The 21,290-nt window shown below is 45.8% G+C and carries 19 protein-coding genes; 12 read left to right on the top strand and 7 right to left on the bottom strand.

What is annotated here, in order from left to right; genetic code table 11:
- Positions 1–124 precede the first annotated feature (124 nt).
- Positions 125–2,164 carry an oligopeptidase A gene (gene prlC, locus MARGE09_RS06215; protein WP_236986480.1) on the top strand — a complete coding sequence of 680 codons (2,040 nt, stop codon included), beginning with the start codon at positions 125–127 and terminating at the stop codon, positions 2,162–2,164.
- Positions 2,165–2,166: 2 nt separating this feature from the next.
- Complete coding sequence (locus MARGE09_RS06210) at positions 2,167–2,412, top strand: YheV family putative zinc ribbon protein (RefSeq protein ID WP_236986479.1); 246 nt, start codon at positions 2,167–2,169, stop codon at positions 2,410–2,412.
- Positions 2,413–2,633: 221 nt separating this feature from the next.
- On the opposite strand, the gene MARGE09_RS06205 is transcribed toward MARGE09_RS06210, so the two are convergent.
- Complete coding sequence (locus tag MARGE09_RS06205; protein ID WP_236986478.1) at positions 2,634–3,500, bottom strand: polyphosphate kinase 2 family protein; 867 nt, start codon at positions 3,498–3,500, stop codon at positions 2,634–2,636.
- Positions 3,501–3,720: 220 nt separating this feature from the next.
- Between MARGE09_RS06205 and trhA the strand changes: the two genes are divergently transcribed.
- Entirely contained in the window at positions 3,721–4,380 is a 660-nt protein-coding gene (gene trhA, locus MARGE09_RS06200) for a PAQR family membrane homeostasis protein TrhA (protein ID WP_236986477.1), read from the top strand.
- 14 nt (positions 4,381–4,394) lie between these two features.
- Here the strand turns inward: trhA and MARGE09_RS06195 are convergent, their stop codons facing one another.
- The gene (locus MARGE09_RS06195) at positions 4,395–4,910 is read right to left on the bottom strand and encodes a MarR family winged helix-turn-helix transcriptional regulator (protein ID WP_236987328.1); all 516 of its coding nucleotides are present in this window, start codon (positions 4,908–4,910) and stop codon (positions 4,395–4,397) included.
- A gap of 495 nt (positions 4,911–5,405) precedes the next feature.
- Here MARGE09_RS06195 and ectA point away from each other — a divergent pair, with 495 nt between their 5' ends.
- The 7 genes from ectA (at position 5,406) to MARGE09_RS06160 (ending at position 11,949) form a co-directional block, all read left to right on the top strand.
- Complete coding sequence (gene ectA, locus MARGE09_RS06190) at positions 5,406–5,906, top strand: diaminobutyrate acetyltransferase (protein WP_236986476.1); 501 nt, start codon at positions 5,406–5,408, stop codon at positions 5,904–5,906.
- A gap of 107 nt (positions 5,907–6,013) precedes the next feature.
- Positions 6,014–7,327: a diaminobutyrate--2-oxoglutarate transaminase gene (gene ectB, locus MARGE09_RS06185; protein WP_236986475.1), complete on the top strand. Its 1,314-nt coding sequence runs from the start codon at positions 6,014–6,016 to the stop codon at positions 7,325–7,327.
- 79 nt (positions 7,328–7,406) lie between these two features.
- Entirely contained in the window at positions 7,407–7,817 is a 411-nt protein-coding gene (locus MARGE09_RS06180; protein ID WP_236986474.1) for an ectoine synthase, read from the top strand.
- Positions 7,818–7,826: 9 nt separating this feature from the next.
- On the top strand, positions 7,827–9,263 hold the full coding sequence (locus MARGE09_RS06175) for an aspartate kinase (RefSeq protein WP_236986473.1): 1,437 nt from the start codon (positions 7,827–7,829) through the stop codon (positions 9,261–9,263).
- Positions 9,248–10,156: a tetratricopeptide repeat protein gene (locus MARGE09_RS06170; protein ID WP_236986472.1), complete on the top strand. Its 909-nt coding sequence runs from the start codon at positions 9,248–9,250 to the stop codon at positions 10,154–10,156. Before MARGE09_RS06175 ends, MARGE09_RS06170 begins: the two co-directional genes overlap by 16 nt.
- A gap of 18 nt (positions 10,157–10,174) precedes the next feature.
- The gene (locus tag MARGE09_RS06165) at positions 10,175–10,510 is read left to right on the top strand and encodes a hypothetical protein (RefSeq protein WP_236986471.1); all 336 of its coding nucleotides are present in this window, start codon (positions 10,175–10,177) and stop codon (positions 10,508–10,510) included.
- A 20-nt stretch (positions 10,511–10,530) separates the two neighbouring features.
- Positions 10,531–11,949 (top strand): sodium/proline symporter, encoded by a 1,419-nt coding sequence (locus tag MARGE09_RS06160; protein WP_236986470.1) that lies wholly within the window; start codon positions 10,531–10,533, stop codon positions 11,947–11,949.
- Between the two features lie 14 nt (positions 11,950–11,963).
- Here MARGE09_RS06160 and MARGE09_RS06155 read toward each other — a convergent pair whose 3' ends face one another.
- Complete coding sequence (locus MARGE09_RS06155; RefSeq protein WP_236986469.1) at positions 11,964–12,545, bottom strand: MliC family protein; 582 nt, start codon at positions 12,543–12,545, stop codon at positions 11,964–11,966.
- Between the two features lie 158 nt (positions 12,546–12,703).
- Between MARGE09_RS06155 and tsaC the strand changes: the two genes are divergently transcribed.
- The gene (tsaC, locus tag MARGE09_RS06150; protein WP_236986468.1) at positions 12,704–13,309 is read left to right on the top strand and encodes an L-threonylcarbamoyladenylate synthase type 1 TsaC; all 606 of its coding nucleotides are present in this window, start codon (positions 12,704–12,706) and stop codon (positions 13,307–13,309) included.
- A gap of 44 nt (positions 13,310–13,353) precedes the next feature.
- Positions 13,354–14,175, top strand: a complete 822-nt coding sequence (gene aroE / locus MARGE09_RS06145) for a shikimate dehydrogenase (protein WP_236986467.1) — start codon at positions 13,354–13,356, stop codon at positions 14,173–14,175.
- Positions 14,176–14,214: 39 nt separating this feature from the next.
- On the opposite strand, the gene MARGE09_RS06140 is transcribed toward aroE, so the two are convergent.
- The 4 genes from MARGE09_RS06140 to MARGE09_RS06125 form a co-directional block, all read right to left on the bottom strand.
- The gene (locus MARGE09_RS06140; RefSeq protein WP_236986466.1) at positions 14,215–15,618 is read right to left on the bottom strand and encodes a DUF1552 domain-containing protein; all 1,404 of its coding nucleotides are present in this window, start codon (positions 15,616–15,618) and stop codon (positions 14,215–14,217) included.
- Positions 15,619–15,638: 20 nt separating this feature from the next.
- Entirely contained in the window at positions 15,639–18,296 is a 2,658-nt protein-coding gene (locus MARGE09_RS06135) for a DUF1592 domain-containing protein (RefSeq protein WP_236986465.1), read from the bottom strand.
- 278 nt (positions 18,297–18,574) lie between these two features.
- Positions 18,575–19,522, bottom strand: a complete 948-nt coding sequence (locus tag MARGE09_RS06130; protein ID WP_236986464.1) for a hypothetical protein — start codon at positions 19,520–19,522, stop codon at positions 18,575–18,577.
- A 192-nt stretch (positions 19,523–19,714) separates the two neighbouring features.
- A complete protein-coding gene (locus MARGE09_RS06125) occupies positions 19,715–21,271 on the bottom strand; it encodes a tryptophan halogenase family protein (RefSeq protein ID WP_236986463.1) in 1,557 nt (518 codons plus the stop codon).
- Between the last annotated feature and the right edge of the window lie 19 nt (positions 21,272–21,290).

Here is a 21,290-nt window from a genome sequence, read left to right as displayed (position 1 = left end):
TTTGCATCCACACGGGGCCAACAAAGAAAGATTCTTACCGTTGCCCCTCGCAACTCCTTAATTTGCCCCTATATTAATAAAAACGCTCTATTTGCATTGCCCACTCATACAACAAGGTTTAACAATGTCTGCCAACCCGTTACTCGAAAGCCATGAACTTCCACCTTTTAGCGCCGTTAAAGCCGAACATGTGGTGCCTGCGGTTAAAACCCTAACAGAAGATAACCTGAAAATATTGGCAGATAGGCTTTCTAACCTTGGCGAACCCACATGGGCCAACCTTGTTGCCCCGCTTGAAGCCGATGGCGATAAGCTCAGCCAAGCTTGGGCTCCTGTTGGGCACTTAAACTTGGTCTGCAACACCGCCGAGCTGCGCGAAGCGCACGAGCAAGCATTGGCACTGCTTAGCCCTTACTACACAGCATTAGGGCAAAACCGCACACTGTGCGAGGCCTACCAAACACTAAAAGACAGCCCGCAATTCAGCACACTTAGCCTGGCTCAACAAACAGCCATAGAGCATGCCCTGCGCGACTTTAAACTGAGTGGCATAGACCTGCCAGAAGACAAGCAACAACGCTACGGCGATATTCAAGCCGAGCTTTCGCAACTTACCAGTAAATTTAGCAATAATGTACTCGATGCCACCCAAGGCTGGCACTACCATACCGAAAACGCCGACAACTTGAGCGGCTTGCCAGAATCGATACAAGCCGCAGCCAAAGCCGCTGCCGAGCAAAAAGAAAAAAGCGGTTACGTGTTGACCCTGGATGGCCCGGTATACATGGCTGTAATGACCTACGCCGACAACCGCGAACTGCGCCATACGATGTACGAAGCCTACAATACCCGCGCTTCTGACCAAGGCCCCAATGCTGGCAAATGGGATAACGCCACGCTAATGGAAAACATTTTAACGCTGCGCCAAGAGCTAGCCCAATTGTTAGGCTTTAAACATTACGCCGAGTTATCGTTGGCGACCAAAATGGCGCAATCCCCCGAACAAGTTGTGACCTTTTTAGAGGATATGGCCAGCAAAGCCAAACCCGCCGCACAACACGACTTAGACGAGCTAAAAGCTTGGGTGCAAAAAGAATTTAACGTTAGCGAACTGCAGCACTGGGATATTACCTACTACAGCGAGAAGTTACGCCAAGCAAAATACAGTGTTTCTTCAGAAGAAATTCGTCAATACTTCACCCTACCTAAAGTATTAAGCGGCCTATTTAGCGTTGCCAATAAACTGTATGGCATAGACGTTAATGAAGTTCACGACAAAGATTTATGGCACAACGACGCGCGCTATTTTGAAATTGCAAAAGACGGTAAAAAAATCGCCGCCTTTTACTTAGATTTATTCGCCCGCGAAGGCAAGCGCGGTGGCGCCTGGATGGACGATTGCCGCATACGCCGTCAAACCGAAAACGGCTTGCAATTGCCCGTGGCATTTTTAGTCTGTAACTTTAACGGCCCCGTAGGCGACAAACCCGCCTTACTCACCCACAACGATGTCACCACCTTATTCCACGAATTTGGACATGGCTTACACCATATGATGACACGCATGGATGTTGCCGCTGTTAGTGGTATTAACGGGGTCGAATGGGATGCCGTTGAACTACCCAGCCAATTTTTAGAAAACTGGTGTTGGCAGCCTAGCGTATTAAAAACCTTATCCTCCCATGTAGATACCGGCGAAGAACTGCCCGATGCCCTTATCGAAAAAATGATTGCAGCGAAGAATTTTCAATCGGGCTTATTCTTAGTACGGCAAGTTGAATTCGCGTTATTTGACATGCAAATTCATAGCCTTTACGGCACCGACAGCTTTGCCGGCATTCAAGGCACGCTTAACGAAGTGCGTAAAAAAGTTGCCGTTATTCCAGCGCCTGCGTTTAACCGTTTCCCCAATGCTTTTAGCCATATTTTTGCTGGTGGCTATTCAGCAGGTTATTACAGCTATTTATGGGCTGAAGTGTTATCTGCCGATGCCTTTGCGGCTTTTGAAGAGACCAGCATTTTCGACCCTGCTACAGGCCAGCGTTTTCTCGATGAGATTTTATCGCAAGGCGGCAGCCAAAGCGCCGCGGTATTATTTAAAAATTTCCGCGGGCGCGAACCCTCTGTCGATGCACTACTGCGCCACTCGGGTATAGCCGCCTAGATATGACTGCCAAAAAACGTTTTATTGCCGGCGCCGTATGCCCTAAATGCAAAGCGATGGATCGCATTGTTATGTACCGCGAAAACGATAAAGATTTTCGAGAATGCGTTGCTTGTGGCTTTGGTGATGAAATGCGATTTCAACATCAAAATCGTGAGCTGGAGACCCGTGTCAATATTACCGAGGCGCAAAAAAGTATGGAAACACAAGTCGTGAAACTAATAACGCCCAGCGATAAAAAGCATTAAGGACATCTCTAAAAATGCACTTTTCCTGCGATAGCGGCGTCAGCTCCGTCCTCGAGTCCTCATTTACACCACGTAAACTGCGGCTCTCCGGGCGGTACTTCCTTGCACTCACAAAAAAATTACTATTTTTAGAGGTGACCTTAAATAAATCACTTACTCAGGCGAGCAAGTGATTGCCCCTTAACCACTAAAACGGCATGCAAAACTGCCGCCCACTGCAATCAAGTGAGCAGTTTTTCTTCTAGCGATTTAAAGCGCTTTTTTTCCGCTTTTGAAACCGTTGGGTACTTAAGGTTGAGGCTTTTCAAGGCCTCCACTACTAACTGCGCCACACACATTCGCATGTAAGGTTTGTTATCTGCAGGGATGGCATACCAAGGCGCCCAGGGTTTACTGGTAGCATTAAGTGCCGCTTGATAGGCCTTCATATATTTTGGCCACAACGCACGTTCGGCCAAATCCGCCTCAGAGAATTTCCAATGCTTTTCTGGCTCTTGCAGGCGCGATAAAAACCGAGACTTCTGCTCATCTTTAGAAACGTTAAGCCAAAACTTTAAAACAACCGTGCCAGTTCGCGCCAAATGCCGTTCGTGATCCTGAATAGATTCAAAGCGTTCCGCCCATAAACGATCGATATTTTTATAATTACCAAGGCGCTCGGCATTTAGAAGCTCAGGATGTACCCGCACTACGAGAACTTCTTCGTAATAGCTGCGATTAAAAACACCTATGCAGCCGCGCTCTGGCAACCGTTTAGCGCTACGCCATAAAAAATCGTGATCTAGCTCCTCACGACTTGGCTGCTTAAAAGAGTACACCTGACAACCGGCAGGGTTAACACCGCTAAGTACATGACGAATAGTGCTATCTTTGCCCGCTGCATCCATTGCCTGAAACACCAACAATATCGAATGGTTATCGTTGGCGTATAGAATATTTTGCAATCGAGCCAACTCTTTTACCGCACGCTTTAATGCCTTTTTGCATTCTTTCTCGCTGGGCAAATGCGCAGGCAATGTGAGGGATTGCTTTAGGTTAAAAGTATTATCAAAAGGGACGAGGTGCTGGCTTGCAATAGCTTCAAACATTATTTCACCCTTGTAAAAATGTTGAGTTATAACAATCTACGCCTGCCACTACACTGGGTCAACGCATGCCACAAAAGTGTAATAATTCGAGCGCAAGCTGGTAAGCATTCATTTACCTGCAACTATTACCACAACAATTGCCTACGGCTGCCCTAACTAACATTGCAAAAGCACAGGTACACACCACTGGTGTTGAAAATAAAACGAACGCGATTGACCAATGAAGGTCGCAAATATAACCGTACTAGCGCAGGAATTACCCATGTATCACGGCGAGCGTTTTAACAGCATATCTCATTTACTCGGCGCTATAGCTGGCTTAGTGGGGCTGATTGTTTTAGTGGTATTAGCCGTTGAGCAGGGCGACCCGTGGAAGATTATTAGCTTTAGCGTGTACGGCACATCTTTATTCTTTTTATACTTTATTTCAACGCTATACCACAGCTGGCGCGGTAAGGGGAAAGACTTCCTGCGAATGCTGGACTACCAAGGCGTTTATTTACTGATTGCCGGCACCTACACCCCTTTCACGCTTGTAACCCTGCATGGATGGTTAGGCTGGACAATATTCGCTGCCGTTTGGTTTCTCGCCATTATTGGTATTGTATTAGATGCCATGCCCGCCAAGGGTGGACGGGTAATACAATTAATATTGTATTTAGTCATGGGCTGGATGATTGTCGTGGCCTTTAAATCGCTTTGGCTGATACTAACGCCCACCGGCGTAATGTGGCTATTTATTGGCGGTGTACTCTATACCGTAGGCGTTATCTTTTTTGTATTCGACGAAAAAGTTAAACACTTTCACGGCATTTGGCACCTTTTTGTTTTAGCCGGTAGCGTTACTCACTACTTTACCGTTTTGCATTACGTACTGTAACGACTCTTAAAGTGCTACGCCTTACCCTGATAAGCATCATTGGCATCCAAGGCTGTATCTTGGCGATCCAGCAGGCCCACATCGAGCACCGGTGATGCATCAATATGCTGAGCATCCATCATATGCGCCACCCGCTGTAGCGATGCAATAATCATGGTTTTCTCCCAGTCTTGTAAATCGGCAAATTGCCTAGCAAACTGGTCTTGCAGCGGTATGGGCGCTTTAACCAACATCTCTTGCCCTTCATCGGTTAGAAAGGCATGCACTTTGCGTTTGTCTTCCTTAGAGCGCTCGCGAAAAACGAAATTGCGCTTTTCTAAGCGATCCAGAATAGTCGTCACCGTTGCTTGGCTTAAGCTCATCTCGCTGGCTAGCTCACCAATGGTTACCTGGCCTTTATCGCGCACTGTTTGCAACAGTAATATTTGCGGCGCCGTTAGACCTGTTGTCTTGGCTAAATGCTTTGAGTGCAAATCGGTTGCGCGTATAACACGGCGCAACGCCACCAATACATTATCAATACTGTCCAAATCCAATATCCCTTCAAACCACGTTATTGTTTTTGCTTTCGAAATTGTTTTTGCTGTCGAATTATACACAGGCCCTCCACCAGCATGAGTCTTTGATTGAGAAGGCCGCTAGCCAGCAAGAGCATTACCAGCAAATAAAGCTTAGACCACGAAGTACTTTTGTGGCCAATAAGCGCTAAACCTTCCTACCTTAAGGGCCAAGCTAAAGGAAATAGCCAAATAGGGGCCCTAATCGCCATCAAATGGCAATAATGGATCGTCATTATTTGAAATTAATCACCTGAAGCTGATCAAAACTTAGGCTGGACATATTTTTTGCTTAGTGTACTATGTTTACAGCACTAAGCAACACCGTTGTTTTTTGGCAACATTTGGCGATACAGCGTAGATATTCGCGCCAACAGCCTAAAAATCACCCAATAACAGCCATTTATTTGTTTAGATGCGTAAATATTTCTACACTATGTTTCTGCCATACGGAGCAATAAAATAGTTATGCACACCGAAACGGTTTTACGTAAACCGGAAAAAACCGACGGCATGCGAGTGCACGCCTTGGTTCAACAGTGCCCCCCTCTCGACCCCAATTCCAGCTACTGCAATTTATTGCAATGCACCCACTTTTCGGATACCTGCGTTGCCGCAGAGCGCGACAACGAACTGGTTGGCTTTATCAGCGGATACCGCCCCCCGAGCAAAAGTAACACCCTATTTATTTGGCAGGTGGCCGTAAGCGAAAGCGCTCGCGGCTGCGGCTTAGCCAGCAAAATGCTGCAAGAGATACTAGCCCGCGAAAACTGCCGCGACGTGCAATTTATTGAGACCACAATTACCGCCGACAACGCGGGCTCTTGGGCACTATTTACTAAGCTCAGCAAGCACCTAGACACCCAATTGGAGCGCAGCACTTATTTCGATAAGCACGAGCATTTCCACAATCGTCACGACTCAGAATTACTAGCGCGCATCGGGCCATTTAATACCGCGACTTTATAGCTGCTGCCCCATGGAACAACACGCTAGGCCAGAGCGCTTAGCAGTGAAATCACCCTTTTGCTTTCTAAATTACTTTATAGCTTTATAACTTACTCAACGGAGTTCAAATGAAAATTTTTGAAGAGATCGAATCAGAAGTTCGCTCCTACGCACGCTCGTTTCCTCGTTTGTTTAACCGCGCAAAGAACGAGTTTCTTTACGACGACGACGGCAACGAGTACCTCGATTTCTTAGCCGGTGCTGGTACGCTTAACTACGGACATAACAACGACCTGTTCAAAGAAAAGCTTTTAGAATATATCGCGAGCGATAACATCACCCATGGGCTGGACTTACACACTAATGCCAAAAAGGAATTTCTCGAGACATTCAGTGAGAAAATCCTAAAGCCGCGCAACTTTAATTACACGGTTATGTTCACTGGCCCTACCGGCACTAACGCGGTAGAAGCAGCACTTAAAATTGCGCGCAAAAATACTGGCCGCGAGAACATCATTTCTTTTACCAACGGCTGGCATGGTCAAACACTAGGTTCACTCTCCGTTACTGGCAACTCAACTCACCGTGGCGGTGCTGGCGTCACCTTGTCGGGCGCATCTCGCATGCCCTATGATGGCTACCTCGGCGATGATGTAGACACAACGGCTTATTTAGACAAAGTCCTTTGTGATTCAAGCAGCGGTATCGACAAGCCAGCCGCAGTCATCGTGGAAACCGTTCAGGGTGAAGGCGGAATTAACGCTGCAAGCTTCGATTGGTTGCGCAACCTAAGCGACATTTGTAAAGCACACGACATCTTACTGATTATCGATGATATTCAAGCAGGCTGCGGCCGCACAGGAACCTTTTTCAGCTTTGAAGAAGCCGGAATTTATCCAGACATCGTTACCCTTTCAAAATCACTCAGTGGTTATGGTTTACCTTTTGCCGTATTGCTGATGAAAGATGGACTCGACCAATGGAAACCGGGCGAGCACAACGGTACTTTCCGTGGTAACAACCATGCCTTTGTAACGGCGAAAGCAGCAATTGACAATTACTGGTCAGACGACACCTTTTCTAAGGAAATTAAACGCAAGGGTGAGTATATCTCTGAGCGCTTAGAAAAAATTGTTGCCAAATACGGTGACGGCAACTTTACTCACCGTGGGCGCGGTATGTTCAAGGGCATCAACTGCATCAACGGTGATCTCGCCGAGAAAATTACCCGAAGCGCCTTCAAAAAAGGCCTAATCATTGAAACTAGCGGTGCCGATGACCAAATTGTTAAATTCCTTTGTCCGCTAATTATCAGTGACGAGAACCTTAAAAAAGGTATCGATATTATTGAAGAGAGCATTAAAGAGGTCTGCGCCAAAGAAGATAGCATCCCAGAAGAATCCTGCTACTTCGACGACGTTGTTTTGGATACCAATAACTAAGTATTCAGCGCGCCTACCTAGCGCTAGCTTTAGCTAGCGCTTCATACTCTCTCATCAAAATCCGAGGTTAATGGTTTAAATGATTGTACGTAATTTAGAACAAGCCGAGAAAGAAGGCCGAAAAATAGTAGACCCTAAGGGTAATTGGGACAGCACACGCCTACTATTAAAAGACGACAAGATGGGGTTTTCTTTTCACATCACCACCATCTATAAAGACGCAGATTTTCAAATGCACTACCAAAACCACTTGGAATCTGTGTACTGCATTAGCGGCGAAGGCGAAGTTCAAACACTAGACGATGGCAAAACCTACGCCATTAAACCCGGCACGGTTTACATCCTAGACAAAAACGACAAACATGTTTTGCGCGCCTTTTCAGAAATGAAAATGGCTTGCGTTTTTAACCCACCGTTAACCGGCCGCGAAGTGCATAACGCGCAAGGCGCTTACGAGCTTGACGGTCAGTTTGAATTAAGTAGCAACTAGGGAAACCCCATGCATACTATTGAAAAAATTGGCGGCACCTCAATGAGTGATTATGCCGCCATTCGCGACAATATTATTCGCAAGCCAGCCCATTCAAACAACCTTTACCAACGGGTATTTGTGGTATCGGCTTACGGCGGCATTACCGATAAATTACTAGAGCACAAAAAAAATGGGCTGCCCGGCATTTACGGCTTATTTTCTAGCAGTATGGAAGATAACAGCTGGCAAAGTGCATTTTTAGCCCTGCGCCAAGAATTGCACAGCATTAATATTTCATTGTTCCCCGACAGCGCCCTATTAAATAAAGCAAACGACTTTATTAACGAGCGCCTAGACGACGCACAAAAATGCCTGCAAGACTTGCAAAGCTTATGTACCCACGGCCACTTTGCACTGGATTCACATTTGGCAACCGTACGCGAAATGCTAGCCAGTATTGGGGAAGCTCACAGCGCGTGGAATACTGCAACACTTTTGCAGCACGACGGCGTCAACGCACGTTTTGTTGATTTAACCGGCTGGCGCACAGATAAGCACCTCCCCCTTGACGACCGCATTCGCGTTGCATTTTCGGGTATCGATTTAAGCAAAGAAATGCCAATAGTTACGGGTTATGCGCATTCAGAGGATGGTCTCATGTCCTCTTTTGACCGAGGCTACAGTGAAATGACATTTAGCCGTTTGGCGGTTATCACCTCAGCCAGTGAAGCGGTTATTCACAAAGAGTTTCACTTGAGCAGTGCCGACCCTCGCTTAGTTGGCGAAGACAATGCCGTGCCCATTGGCCGCACCAATTACGATGTGGCAGACCAGCTAGCAAACCTTGGCATGGAGGCAATACACCCTAAAGCGGCAAAAGGGTTACGCCAAAATAAAATCCCGCTGCGCGTTAAAAACACCTTTGAGCCAGAGCATGCCGGCACGTTAATTACCGGCGATTATATTAGCGATAAACCTTGTGTAGAAATTATTGCCGGCTGCAAAGGTATTTATGCCCTTGAGTTATTCGACCAAGATATGGCAGGCCAATACGAGGTTTACGATACTCAGATCCTTGCTTTAATTAAGCGCTTTAAAGCACATGTGGTATCGAAAGATATAAACGCCAACACCATTACACACTATTTGGCTACTAACCTTAAAACGGTTAAACGCATTCGCGCCGCGCTTGAAGAAAAGTACTCTGAAGCTGAAATTGATCAGCAAAAAGTTGCTATTGTTTCTGCTATTGGCAGCGACATGCAGGTACCAGGCATTCTAGCCAAAACAGTACAAGCTGTAGCAAGCCGCGATGTCAGCGTGTTGGCTATTCACCAGTCTATGCGCCAAGTGGATATGCAGTTTGTCGTCAACGAAAAAGATTATGACGAAACCGTGAAAAGCCTACACGCAGCGTTAGTTGAAGTGCACAATCACGGACGCGCCATATGCTTAGCTTCTTAAATACGGCAAGTACGTATCGCATTTTTGTATTGTGTCTTTTCGGCCTTAGCATTTTAACTGCTAAGGCCGAGTCCGTTAGAGACACCAGCCCGCAAGATAGCGCAGCTGAAGAAGTCGTTGAAGCATTAGATGCACCGCTCTATAACCCGTTTGTAGAGCGCTACGTATTGGACGAGCTCAAACAACTCCGCATCGAGCAAGCACAAACTAAACACGAACTCATTCAACAAATTGTCGACAGAGAACACAGCTCCATTGATCGCGGCGTTACTTACGCAACAGATACCATCACTTACTTCTTTTATCTTATTGCCGGTGCTACTTCCGTTTTAGTGTTAGTTGGCTGGACATCGATTCGAGAAATTAAAGAGCGAGTACACTCACTAGCCGACGAAGAGATTTCCCGATTAGTGCATCAGTATGAACAACGCTTGGAAATTATTGAAAAAGAAGTACAGAAGAAAACCGAGCACATTCAAGAAAATAAAAACGAAATTGAACTGACCCAAGAGGTTCAATCGCTTTGGTTGCGTGCACAACAAGAAAGCTCACCAGCAGGAAAAATAGCCGTTTATGACCGCCTGCTCACTATGCGTAGCGACGACTGTGAAGCCCTTACCTACAAAGCCGATACTGTATTGGAACTAGATGAACCTCAGTGGGCAGCCAACTTGTGCCATCAGGCGCTGGCCATCGACCCTGAAAACTGTCATGCGTTTTATCAATTAGGTTGCGCCTATGCAGCTATGGGCAATTTGGATGAGTCTGTATCGTTTTTGGAAAAAGCCATTGAGAAAAACGAAAGCTACCGCTCAGAAATAAGCACCGACCCAGCGCTAGAAAAATTAAAAGGTTTTGAGCCTTTTGAAAGAGTGATCAGTTCTACTCATTAACTACCGCAGGAGAACCTTATGCTACGGGTATTTTCTACCCTTGTTTTATTTAGCTTATTATGTGCACCAAGTTATGCCGACAATCCTTACGGTGGCATGACACTGATGCAATTTATTCAACACGTAGGGCAGCGCTTAGACTTAACAATTGCCATTGGTGAGCGCGTGCGTACCAATCGGCCGATTACCGTTTTTGTCGACGAGAAATTACCCAAAAGCGAGCTCTACGATGTATTTGAAACCGTATTAGAAATGGAAAATTATGTCGCTATTTCCCACGAAGGCGTGGTTCGTATAGTGCGTGGTCGCGATGCGCGCTCCAGCCCAATTCCCGTGATTGGCGGCTCTAATTAAAATAAGATAAAGCTCACCCTATGATTATTTCCTTTTGTGCCTTTTTATTCGCCTTTGTTGTTGTAGGGCTATTATCCTACCGTAAAAGCCAATTTACTAAAAAAGATTACTACCTTGCTAGCAGTAGTGTTGCCCCTAGCTTGGTGGGGCTTTCTGCCGTTGCCACGAATAACAGCGGCTATATGTTTATTGGCGTTATTGGCTATACCTACTCAACCGGCCTTGCCGCCATATGGTTAATGATAGGCTGGATTTTTGGTGACTTTTTAGCTTCGCTAACAATTTACTCGCGTTTGCGTAAAGCTGCTGGCCGTACCGGCGCCATGAGCTACAGCCACGTTCTTAGCGCCTGGCAAGGCCGTAATCAGGCTCACTTACAAAAAATAATTGCTTTGGTTTCGCTGGCGTTTTTATTAACTTATGCCTCGGCGCAACTGTTGGCTGGCAGTAAAGCCCTTCATGTTTTGCTCGATTGGCCTACCTGGGCTGGCGCAGTTGTTGGCGCAATAATGGTAGCGCTTTATTGTGTTGCCGGTGGTATTCGCGCATCCATTTGGACCGATGCTGCCCAGTCTGTCGTGATGATTTTTGCGATGGCGCTATTGCTGGTTATGGCAGTGGTAGAGCTTGGCGGCGTACCACAAACACTTAACAGCCTTCATAGTATTGATGGCTTTATGCAACTTGCGCCCAAAGGCACAGCCTTTGATGGCATCAGCGGTATTGTATTGTTTTTTGTTGGCTGGACAGTCGCTGGGTTTTCCGTAGCTGGGCAACCCCATGTGATGGTTCGCTTTATGACACTAGACAACAACCAAAATATGCTAAAAGCGAAATCTTGGTATTACCTATGGTTTATTGCTTTTTATTGCATGGCCACGGCGGTAGGTATGTTAGCCCGAGTTTATATTGCCGATACAGGCAGTTTTGATGCGGAGCTAGCACTGCCCACTATGGCGCAACAATTATTACCGCCAGTACTGGTTGGCTTAATATTGGCCGGTATTTTTGCCGCTACTATGTCCACCGCAGATTCTTTATTGCTGAGCTGCTCGGCAGCTATTACCCACGACCTGCTGAAATCCAAAACAGAAAGCACGATGCTTTTAAAAGCGACAACGGTGTTACTTACCGTTGTCGCCCTAGGTATCGCATTAAGCGCTAACGACAGTGTTTTTAACCTAGTTATTATGGCCTGGTCTGGCTTAGGTAGTGCATTTGTTCCTTTGCTTTTGGTTTTATGCTTAGGAGCCAAACCTTCACAAGCGGCAAGTATTACCATGCTAATTGCTGGTTTTTTAGGCGCCTACGTATGGCGCCACTTAGGATGGAATAGCTATGTGTATGAAGGCTTGCCAGGTATTGTCGTAGGCTTATTAACTTGGGCATGCTTTAGCGGCTACAACCTAATAGCAACGCCAAAACTGCGCCATGATTAAACGCCCCCCAATAATTAAGGGGTAAGCGTACAGTTTTGATAAGACACCTTGCCGTCTTTAAGTACTGTAGCGCTTTGGCCTTTAGCGTGAAAAGTGATTTCTTTACTGCGATACTTTTCACCTGAAGCCGAGCGCTCTCGCGATAATAAATGTGCCGTATGAGTACCGCCATCACTCAAATATATTTGCTCTGGCGTTAACTTAATACGCAAATCATCTGAACGATACTCCCCATAAAAAACCGATAACACTACATCGTCATCACACTGATAAATCACTTTTTTGTAACTAGTAGTTTCAGTTTCTACCGGCTGCGAATCTAAACAGCGCGGCATGCTGTACTCGAAGCACGCCTTGCGGGTACAGGCCGCCATACTTTGCGCATCGCTGCGCATGCAATTATTGCAACCATCAAAGTAACGCGCACAATTACTGGGGATAACATCTCGCCAGCTATTCATGTCGTAAGTGATTTTATCTGGAGCCTCGGTTTGCGTTGTAGGCGCTGCGGCACAGGAAAACAATGCCAATACCAAGCCCCCCAATACCATCGCGCGCAGCGTCTTGGTTAAAGTCGATATCGAAAGCCATAACATAGTAACACCCCTTATTTGAATACAGGTAAACCCTATCTTATAAGTAAATTGTGACAGCTGCCAACCCAATGGATACCCCTTAATTACAGGAAGCTTGAGCCCTTGCGTCAATTACGGTAACTTGCCGCATTTAACCCTATAGCAGTTTGATTAGGCTTATGACTACACCACATACAGACTCAGAGCGCCTCTACCTAGCTAACCCCAACATCACGCAATGTGCGAATGCTTTAGCTGCAGGAGAAGTTATTGCTTACCCTACAGAAGCAGTATGGGGCTTGGGCTGCGACCCATTTAACCGCAGTGCTGTTGAAAAGATCCTACAGTTAAAAAATCGCGCGCAAGCTAAAGGCGTAATTTTGATTGCCGGCCATGTAAAGCAGCTCGATTTTTTACTTCACGATTTAAGCGATACACACAAGGCACAACTACAAAAAAGCTGGCCCGGCCCACAGACCTGGTTAATTCCGCATCACAATCGCGTCCCCGCTTTTATACACGGCGACTTTGATACTGTAGCTGTAAGGGTAACCACGCACCCCGTTGTAAAGGCACTGTGTTATCGCTTAGGTAGCCCAATAGTATCAACCTCGGCAAATCCACAAGGCCTGCAACCTGCAACCACAAACCTTAAAGCGCGCTGCTATTTCACCAACAACCGTTTTGGTCACCAATTACGCTATTGCCCTGGCATTGTAGGTAATGCGAATAAACCCAGCCAAATTCAGCATTTAATAACCGGAAAAATAATCCGTGCCAGCTAACACTCTGTGCGCTATTTATACTTAACACTCTAGGATACGAATTAATGCAAGATCGCTATGCCGTTGTTGGCAACCCCATTGCACACTCGAAGTCCCCTGCAATCCATACCTTGTTTGCAAAACAAACCCAGCAAAAGCTGAGTTACGAAAAAATACTCATTGAGCTAGGCCACTTTGAAAAAGATGTAAAACGTTTTTTTACCAGTGGCGGTAAAGGGCTAAACGTGACGGTACCGTTTAAAGAAAACGCTTTTACCTTTCCAGATCAACTCACCCCACGCGCACAGCTTGCAGGAGCGGTAAATACACTGATCCAACAAACTGATGGCAGCATATTAGGGGATACCACCGACGGCGCAGGCCTTATCAATGATTTACAGCGCAATTGCTTTTTACTAAAAAACGCAAAAATTTTAGTATTGGGGGCTGGTGGTGCCGTGCGCGGCATATTAGAGCCATTATTAGCCCAGCAACCAAAAGAAGTGGTTATTGCTAACCGCACTGTGGCAAAAGCACAAATGCTTGCCGATATTTTCGATAACTACGGCAATATTCGCGCCTGCGGTTTTGATGATTTAACCGGCTATGAATTTGACACCGTTATTAACGGTACCTCTGCGAGCTTAGCCGGCGAGTTACCCCCGGTGCCCGAGAGCATTTTTGCCAATAATAAAAACACTGGCGCCTACGACATGATGTACTCCAAGAAATTAACGCCATTTCTTTTGTGGGCTAAACAGCAGAACGTTTCACTATTAACAGATGGCCTAGGTATGTTGGTCGGCCAAGCTGCCGAGTCTTTTCAGCTTTGGCGGGGTGTTATGCCGGATATAACGCCAGTAATTGATGCGCTGCGCAACCAATAGCGACAATAAAAAAGGGCAACGCAATGTTGCCCCTTTTTATTAAGCTAAATATTTATTCGGAACAGGTCCATTATGGTATTTAGCTTCACCAAAGTTTTGAATAGGCAGACCCATTGCATTTGCAATAGAGGTTAGCAGCATGTTTTGGGTCGCGTTGGCGTTATCCCCCGTTTTACCTCCAACAATAAATTGCTTACCCATTTTAAAGTGACCTGCACCACCCGCAATAAGGTTAAACAAGTCGCTTACTTTGTGATCTTTAGATATTTCCACATACCAATGAACAATGCTGCTATCTAACAAAGTACCGCCCGTAGGTTCATCAAATGAATTTAATTCATTGATAAGGTCTAAATACATCTTACAGCGGTACTTTTGCACGCCGCGAATAAATGCAGAAACATCCGCACCGCTACCGCCTTTATCATGGGTGGCCGAATGCCATGTTGCATTGACTTTATTACCTAATGTATTTAACCCCTGAGCCTGTATTTTATGGTAAGAGTTACCACCTTGGTATGGCAGAAACTGCCCGCCTGCTACACGGGTTAAATCACAATTAAAAGCTAGCGCGGTTAACTTACTAAAAGCTAATACTGCTTGATCTAACCGGATAACATTATTCTCTAAGCTATCAGGAATTTCACAACTCCCCGAATTACTCTCTGCCGCACTAATAACCCGCTGAACTTCATCAATTGAATCTAAATGCTTTTCCAAGCGTATGCGATCGTCAGCAGTTAACTTACCCTGCACACGTTTTAAATCGCCATAAACATAGTCGAGTACATTCTTTTTGTAGGTTTGATCTAAACCCGCGCCACCTTGACCGGATACATCGAACATACGCTTAAAAAGACGGCTCGGTTGGCCATCGCGTAGTTGCTCTGCCCCCTTATAAAAAGAAACACTATTTAAACCATCTTTCGCGTGCTCCCAACCAAAACGAATATCTTTTAGCGGCGTGGTAACGCCTGATTTTGGTAATTCATTGGCAATGAACTGGTCAATTGATGAATAATTACCAATGCCCGCGCCGCCACCTAAATCAGTACCGCCAGCAGAAACGCGCCCCCTTTTAGGAGCCGCTCCCACGAGCATGCTTACCCAAGAATCGCGGTGACCACCACCGAGATCACCATCTTTGCGCGCCATGTTGGTAAGGCCGCGATACAGCGACATTTTATTATTCATACTGTTGAGGTCAGTATAGGCACCGCGAAAGTTTAAATTGCTTTCTTCAGCCGTTGACGTCGATAAAGTAGGATCCACCAAACTACTTTTGGGGTTCACAGGGGTAAACCAATAGCAATACCTAGGCTTAGCCGCAACCGCTGCTTCGGCTTCTGTATAAGGTAAAAATGGCGTTAATGCCGTAACAGCAGCTGCGCCACCAACACGCCCTAATAGGGCGCGGCGTGTGTATTTATCATTGTGTGACATGACGATAGTTCCTCGTGCTGTTATTCAGGGTTGCGAAAGCGAAACGCAGGGTTACTAACAATAGACACAATTAATTCACTTAAAGAGTAATTGTTAGCCTTAAAATCTGCGGCAACTTGCTCTACCGCACAAGCATCCTCGCTATTATTGGTATCGCGCGCCATCGAGTAATTAACCCAACGCAAAGAGAAACACTCCGCCGCGGTATCGCTACCGGCAATAAGTTCGCTTAAACCAATACCATCAGAAAAACTTTGGCCATCAAGGTTTTGTGCTGGAAAGCCATCAATAGGATAAAACTCGCCACTAGCATCCACCGGTTTGCCATTGGGGTATGTATCAATATATTGGCCATTTAAGGTGTAATGCTCGAAACCAAAACCCACTAAATCCATAGGTTTGTGGCAGCGGCTGCATACGGTGTCCCCTGCGAGGTGAACCTCTTTAACAACTTCTACCCATGTTTTTTCGGCAGGGTCTGGTAAATCGGGGAAAGCCACATCGCCAGGCGCCTCTGGTAGTTCTTGGCACAAAACAGTTTTACGCACCACAATGCCGCGATCGGTTGGGCTGGCTAAGCCAACTGCTTGCCCGCCGCCATGAAGAACAAAACCAATGCGGGTTAATAAGCCTGCACGCTGATTTTCATCCAACATGACTTTGGAGCCACCCAGGTATTTATTACCTGAGGCCAACTGCTGATCACTAACGCCATAGATTTTTGCCGTTGTATTATCAACAAACGCTTTTCGGGATAATAAAAGATCTTGGAATGTACCTTCACTTTCGCGCGTTAAATAGCTAGTAAAACGAGTAATATCTTCTGCAGCTTGGCGACCATTAATACCAAATTCAACACCGCTATTCCCTACCGAGCTCACTTGAGAGCACGCATCATTACCGCAATAACATATACCACCAACGCCGTTATTACAGTCTGTAGCGCCGTCGTATAGCTGCTTACATTGCGCTGTGGTTGAGCACTCCCCCTTAGGTGCACTCGTCGTACCGCCAGCGCCAGCCAATAAATTAAAACTTGGGTCGATATGCAGATAATCCTGGTAGAATTGGCGTAGCCCCTGCGTTGCGCGAGCATCCTTCAGCATTTCATTTGCAACCTGAATAACACCTGCTTTGGTATTTAGCGCGCCACTATTAGCTTTATTTAATAATGCTTCATCGGGTGCGGCATTCCAAATCATAAAACTTAAACGCGCTGCTAATTCTCGCCCAGGTAATAACGTGCGGGTATCCACTGCGCTTTCATATTGATACACCGTTTGCGGCGAAAGCAATAACGCCATAACTACAGATTTTATTCCTTGCGCTGTATTACTTGCCTCTTTAAATAAATTCATCAATTGCGTAATTTGGGTATTTGTTGGCGCGTCACGAAATAAGTGCCTGCCGTATTGCAGCACAAACTGTTCAATACAATTATCGGTAGTACCGCAAGCCACTAAACGGCTAAATTGGCTCGCTGCGGCATCGCCAACCTTATCGGCTACCGCCAGCAAATCATCCAAGTTATTGTTATCCACAACAACACCAGAATTATTAGTGAAGCCGCCAACTAGGCTGTCCTTCATGAGTTTTTGTGGGAATAGATTATCAAGGTTTAGATTTAACGCAGAAAAAACATCACCAATTAATAACTCATACTGTTTCGTTGTTAAAAGGCGGATAGGTGGATTTAAATGATCTTCGACCTCACCGTTACAACTCACGTCTTCTAGCTCGGTACCAGGGTAACCGGCCAACATAAAGTCGGTAACCAAAGTGGAGCACTCCACATCACAAGCCACTTTGGCGCTGTTACCTAATGGCATAAAATTGTAAATATAATCAATCCATTCACTGCGCGTTTTTTGCAATAAATTAATTGGGCGTTCGAATGCCACACCACCTTGGCCATCAAGGCCATGGCAGTTCGCGCATTGCCCCTCCCACTCATTGCGACCGAGCCTCAAATTATCTGCCGAAGGCAGTGACGATTGAGCGCTAGACGAACTGACTGAAAGTGTTTCTTTTTTGAATTGAATAAAATTAAAATTTAGGCCGCCCGTATTCATCACTACACGCACGGTGTGCTCGCCAGCAGGCAGAACCAAACTCCCAACATTGAGATTTCTGTAGGTTGCCCACCCAAGAGCTGGTGCAAGCACTTCTCCAACCAAATCACCACTCACATAAACACTCATGCTTTTGCCCTGCCCGAGCGAAGCCAAGCTAACAACAACTTCAAAGCGCTGCTGCGTTGCTACAGTAACTTGATACTCCAACCATTCTCCGGCCGCCGTCCAATTAATGTCGCACATCCCTATATTGCCCTCAATAACAGGCTGCATATCTACAGGCTGATTGGGGCCGCAATTTCCTTTGTTTTCTGGGGTGGAATCTTGATAACCGGTAAAGTCTTCAGACTGTATTTTGCTAGGAATAGCCACCGCAGCCGGCGATGAACTGTTCGAAATAATTGACGATGAAGATATTACAGAGTTAACCGAGCTGGGAGCGATAGAGCTAAACACAGAAGATGCAGTTTGCGGCAAGCTTGAGCGACTACTGCTTATGGTCGCCAGCGAACTACTTATGCTGGAGCTACTTTCTTCTGTTGTCGTGCCCATGCACCCCGCAAGGCTAAAAGCCAGGGTTGCAATGAGAGCGCGCTTGAACATAGGGCCACCTATTTTAATGTTTCAACCAATTTTATTTGTTATATAAAACACCATATGCAGCATAAAAAATCACTGAATACTCAATTGGAATCTAACACAGCCTTTTAAAAATAAGGAGGAATCAATGGACGCGCTATCGAATATGAGACGCAATTCAAATATATATGGTATAAAAACAACCAAAAATAAGAATTGAATCATAAGAAAAGCAAGCAGCGCCACATTAACATGGTGCCGCCAGTAGGCAGGATGACAACAAAGTGCGGCGAGGCGGCGGGCTATTGCTTAGAAACAACCATGACGGCTCTATACGCGCCCATGGCCACAAACTCGGCCGACGGCTGTTGTGGCCCGTTTAAACAAGCGAGCATATCAGCGCTGAAAGCGGGGTCTACGGTGAGTGTATTCACATCCGCGTAAGCAATTTTAAGCTGCGGTTTGTTTTCTAAATAACTTTGTATCATGGCAAGCTCCCTATGCTCATAACACATAAAAATAGCATGCCCCCCTTGCTTCAAGGCGGTAAAGCTGTTGTCCAATATTGCCAACCATGTAGGCGGAATAAATTTGTAAGTGGCCGCACGCTGTAAATCAGCAGCCGGCACCATAAACTCATCGCCATAGCGCTTATAGGTAGGAGAGGCCCACAGGCGATCATAATCACAAACCTGAGGGTGCAGTAGCAGAGCGAGGTCATATTTGCGATTTAGCGGCTGCGTGAGATCGCAATACCTCCATTGCACAGCAGCCAAATCCGGCGCCATCGCACGGGAAAACTCGATATCCTGATAATCAATATCAAGCGCATCCACACGCGCAGGCCGCAACAACCGACAAACGTCCTCTACTTCAAAAAATTTACCACATCCTGGTACGAGCACATGATCAAAATGCCACTGCCCAATAACCGCCTGACACTCAGCCAGCAACGCTGCAAATAACTGCTTAGAAAACGCCGACGTACGCTGGCTTTGAACATACACGCAATGAAAAATGGGGTACCAATCTTTTTGATTATGCAGCTCCATATTTTTAAAAATAAGACGCTGAATATTTAATAAATTTTCAAATGTAAGGTTTTCACTGGTGGGGGATAAACGCGCCTGAACACTCTTGTAAAAATCACCATTTGGATCTAAAAATAAATGCGCGAATTGATTATACAACCGATTAAAAAAATCGGCTGTAGCTTGTAATTGGAGAGGGGGAATAGTACGAGAGGGCATGTAATCACCTTTTTTGTAATTACATTAGCGGATAATGGCAAACGGCGAAAGCTTTGATTTAGCTTGCCATACGCTATTTACTGAGACTTACAGTAATTGGCGATAAATAGAAGTGTAGTACCGCCCTAAACCTGATAACCGATCAAGAGGCCCAAACAACGTGACGGCGCCATATAGAAATTCATGAAATCATTAAATTTTTTGTATGCCATATTTAAAAACATTGTCAATATACTCTCGATTTGACGGCAGTAAACTTACGCACCTAGGAGATTTATCAAAGTTATCCTTAATCTTCTCCAAGCCTAAACTCAGATTATCAGACGTTTTTATAACACCACTTATATCGGATCTGAACCCCATTCCATAAAGTACATATTGGTAACTTGCTGCTGGAAAAATTTCTTCCGCTTGAATCAGATCATTGTAATAAGGCGGGCGCTGAGCCCACAGTAGTAATTGCTGGCGCAAATTTTCGGGCATAGCATCAGGGCTACACATATCCCGCCAATATTCAGTGTCGCGGCGCTCAGTTAATATATAATGCAATCTTAAAAACTCGATAATACGTTCCCAGCGATAACCAAAAATATCATTAAAGCGCTTTGCGACCAGCCCCATAGTGTCGTTCGTCATAGGTAATTCATCGCGAATCATACTGGCCGACAACTCCACTAAAGCCAGTGCGGACGCCTCCAAAGGCTCGATAAAACCAGCAGCCATCCCCACAGCTACGCAGTTTTTATACCAAAATTGTTCACGATGCCCGGCACGAATGGAAAGCTTGCGTGTAGCCACTTTCCCTGCAACATCGCTCCCTACACTTTTTGCAATATACGCACGCAGCTCACACTCAGCCTGTTCATCCGTAATATGGGCATTGGAATAGACATAACCAACGCCGCGTCGCGAAGACAATCCAATATCCCAGGTCCAACCTGCAGTTTGCGTAGTGGCCACTGTAGCCGATGCTATGGGGCTAGAGCTTTCTGGGTAAGGAACTTGCGCAGCAAGGGCCGAATCATTAATGGAATACTTATTTTTATCGACAAAAGGAATTCCATAGTGCTGCCCGAGAAGAAGACACGCCAAGCCGGTGCAGTCAATAAATAAGTCGCCGCTGACAGCTCCCGCCTCTTTAGTATTCACAGTAGCAATATCGCCATTTGGTGAAAATTCTAAATGCGTGACATGGCCGACTATATGTTTCACACCCAAGTTTTCGGTGCAGTGCTTTTGCAATAGCTCTCCGAATTTTCCGGCATCAATATGGTAGCCGTAATTTACTACACCAGCATATTCCGGAGTCGTAAATTGCTTAGGAGAACAACCACTTTCTGAAATTGCACTTTGTATAGATACAACATCTGCAAAAGGTAAGTGAGAGAATTGGGCCTGCCAAGCAGCCACAAGATTACACTCCGAAAAACCATTCGGAATAGTAAATGGGTGATGATAAACATCACTTTCGATACCGTTTTTCCAGCCAACGAACTTCGAACCTTGCTTAAATGATGCAGAGCATTGAGTTATTAAATCCGCCTCCGGTATCCCAATCTTTTTCAATGTAGCACGCATCGACGGCCAAGTTCCCTCGCCCACCCCGATGGCACTAACATCTGCTGATTCAACCAAGGTAATCTGTATACCTGATGCAAGATTTTTGTATTCGGCAGCCAAAATACCGGCAGTAAGCCAACCTGCTGCCCCCCCGCCCACTATAATGATTTTCTTAACAGGAGTATTCATTGGGGATTTTAAACTCCAC

The sequence above is a fragment of the Marinagarivorans cellulosilyticus genome (genome assembly GCF_021655555.1).
Lineage (GTDB): Bacteria > Pseudomonadota > Gammaproteobacteria > Pseudomonadales > Cellvibrionaceae > Marinagarivorans > Marinagarivorans cellulosilyticus.
This window is presented reverse-complemented; position numbering and strand designations above follow the sequence as displayed.

Coding starts and splice junctions, on each gene's coding strand:
- MARGE09_RS06210 (WP_236986479.1), top strand. CDS start 2,167: ATGACTGCCAAAAAACGTTTTATTGCCGGCGCCGTATGCCCTAAATGC.
- MARGE09_RS06130 (WP_236986464.1), bottom strand. CDS start 19,522: ATGCCCTCTCGTACTATTCCCCCTCTCCAATTACAAGCTACAGCCGAT.
- MARGE09_RS06160 (WP_236986470.1), top strand. CDS start 10,531: ATGATTATTTCCTTTTGTGCCTTTTTATTCGCCTTTGTTGTTGTAGGG.
- MARGE09_RS06205 (WP_236986478.1), bottom strand. CDS start 3,500: ATGTTTGAAGCTATTGCAAGCCAGCACCTCGTCCCTTTTGATAATACT.
- MARGE09_RS06135 (WP_236986465.1), bottom strand. CDS start 18,296: ATGTTCAAGCGCGCTCTCATTGCAACCCTGGCTTTTAGCCTTGCGGGG.
- MARGE09_RS06140 (WP_236986466.1), bottom strand. CDS start 15,618: ATGTCACACAATGATAAATACACACGCCGCGCCCTATTAGGGCGTGTT.
- aroE (WP_236986467.1), top strand. CDS start 13,354: ATGCAAGATCGCTATGCCGTTGTTGGCAACCCCATTGCACACTCGAAG.
- MARGE09_RS06170 (WP_236986472.1), top strand. CDS start 9,248: ATGCTTAGCTTCTTAAATACGGCAAGTACGTATCGCATTTTTGTATTG.
- ectA (WP_236986476.1), top strand. CDS start 5,406: ATGCACACCGAAACGGTTTTACGTAAACCGGAAAAAACCGACGGCATG.
- trhA (WP_236986477.1), top strand. CDS start 3,721: ATGAAGGTCGCAAATATAACCGTACTAGCGCAGGAATTACCCATGTAT.
- MARGE09_RS06125 (WP_236986463.1), bottom strand. CDS start 21,271: ATGAATACTCCTGTTAAGAAAATCATTATAGTGGGCGGGGGGGCAGCA.
- prlC (WP_236986480.1), top strand. CDS start 125: ATGTCTGCCAACCCGTTACTCGAAAGCCATGAACTTCCACCTTTTAGC.
- MARGE09_RS06180 (WP_236986474.1), top strand. CDS start 7,407: ATGATTGTACGTAATTTAGAACAAGCCGAGAAAGAAGGCCGAAAAATA.
- MARGE09_RS06175 (WP_236986473.1), top strand. CDS start 7,827: ATGCATACTATTGAAAAAATTGGCGGCACCTCAATGAGTGATTATGCC.
- MARGE09_RS06165 (WP_236986471.1), top strand. CDS start 10,175: ATGCTACGGGTATTTTCTACCCTTGTTTTATTTAGCTTATTATGTGCA.
- tsaC (WP_236986468.1), top strand. CDS start 12,704: ATGACTACACCACATACAGACTCAGAGCGCCTCTACCTAGCTAACCCC.
- ectB (WP_236986475.1), top strand. CDS start 6,014: ATGAAAATTTTTGAAGAGATCGAATCAGAAGTTCGCTCCTACGCACGC.
- MARGE09_RS06155 (WP_236986469.1), bottom strand. CDS start 12,545: ATGTTATGGCTTTCGATATCGACTTTAACCAAGACGCTGCGCGCGATG.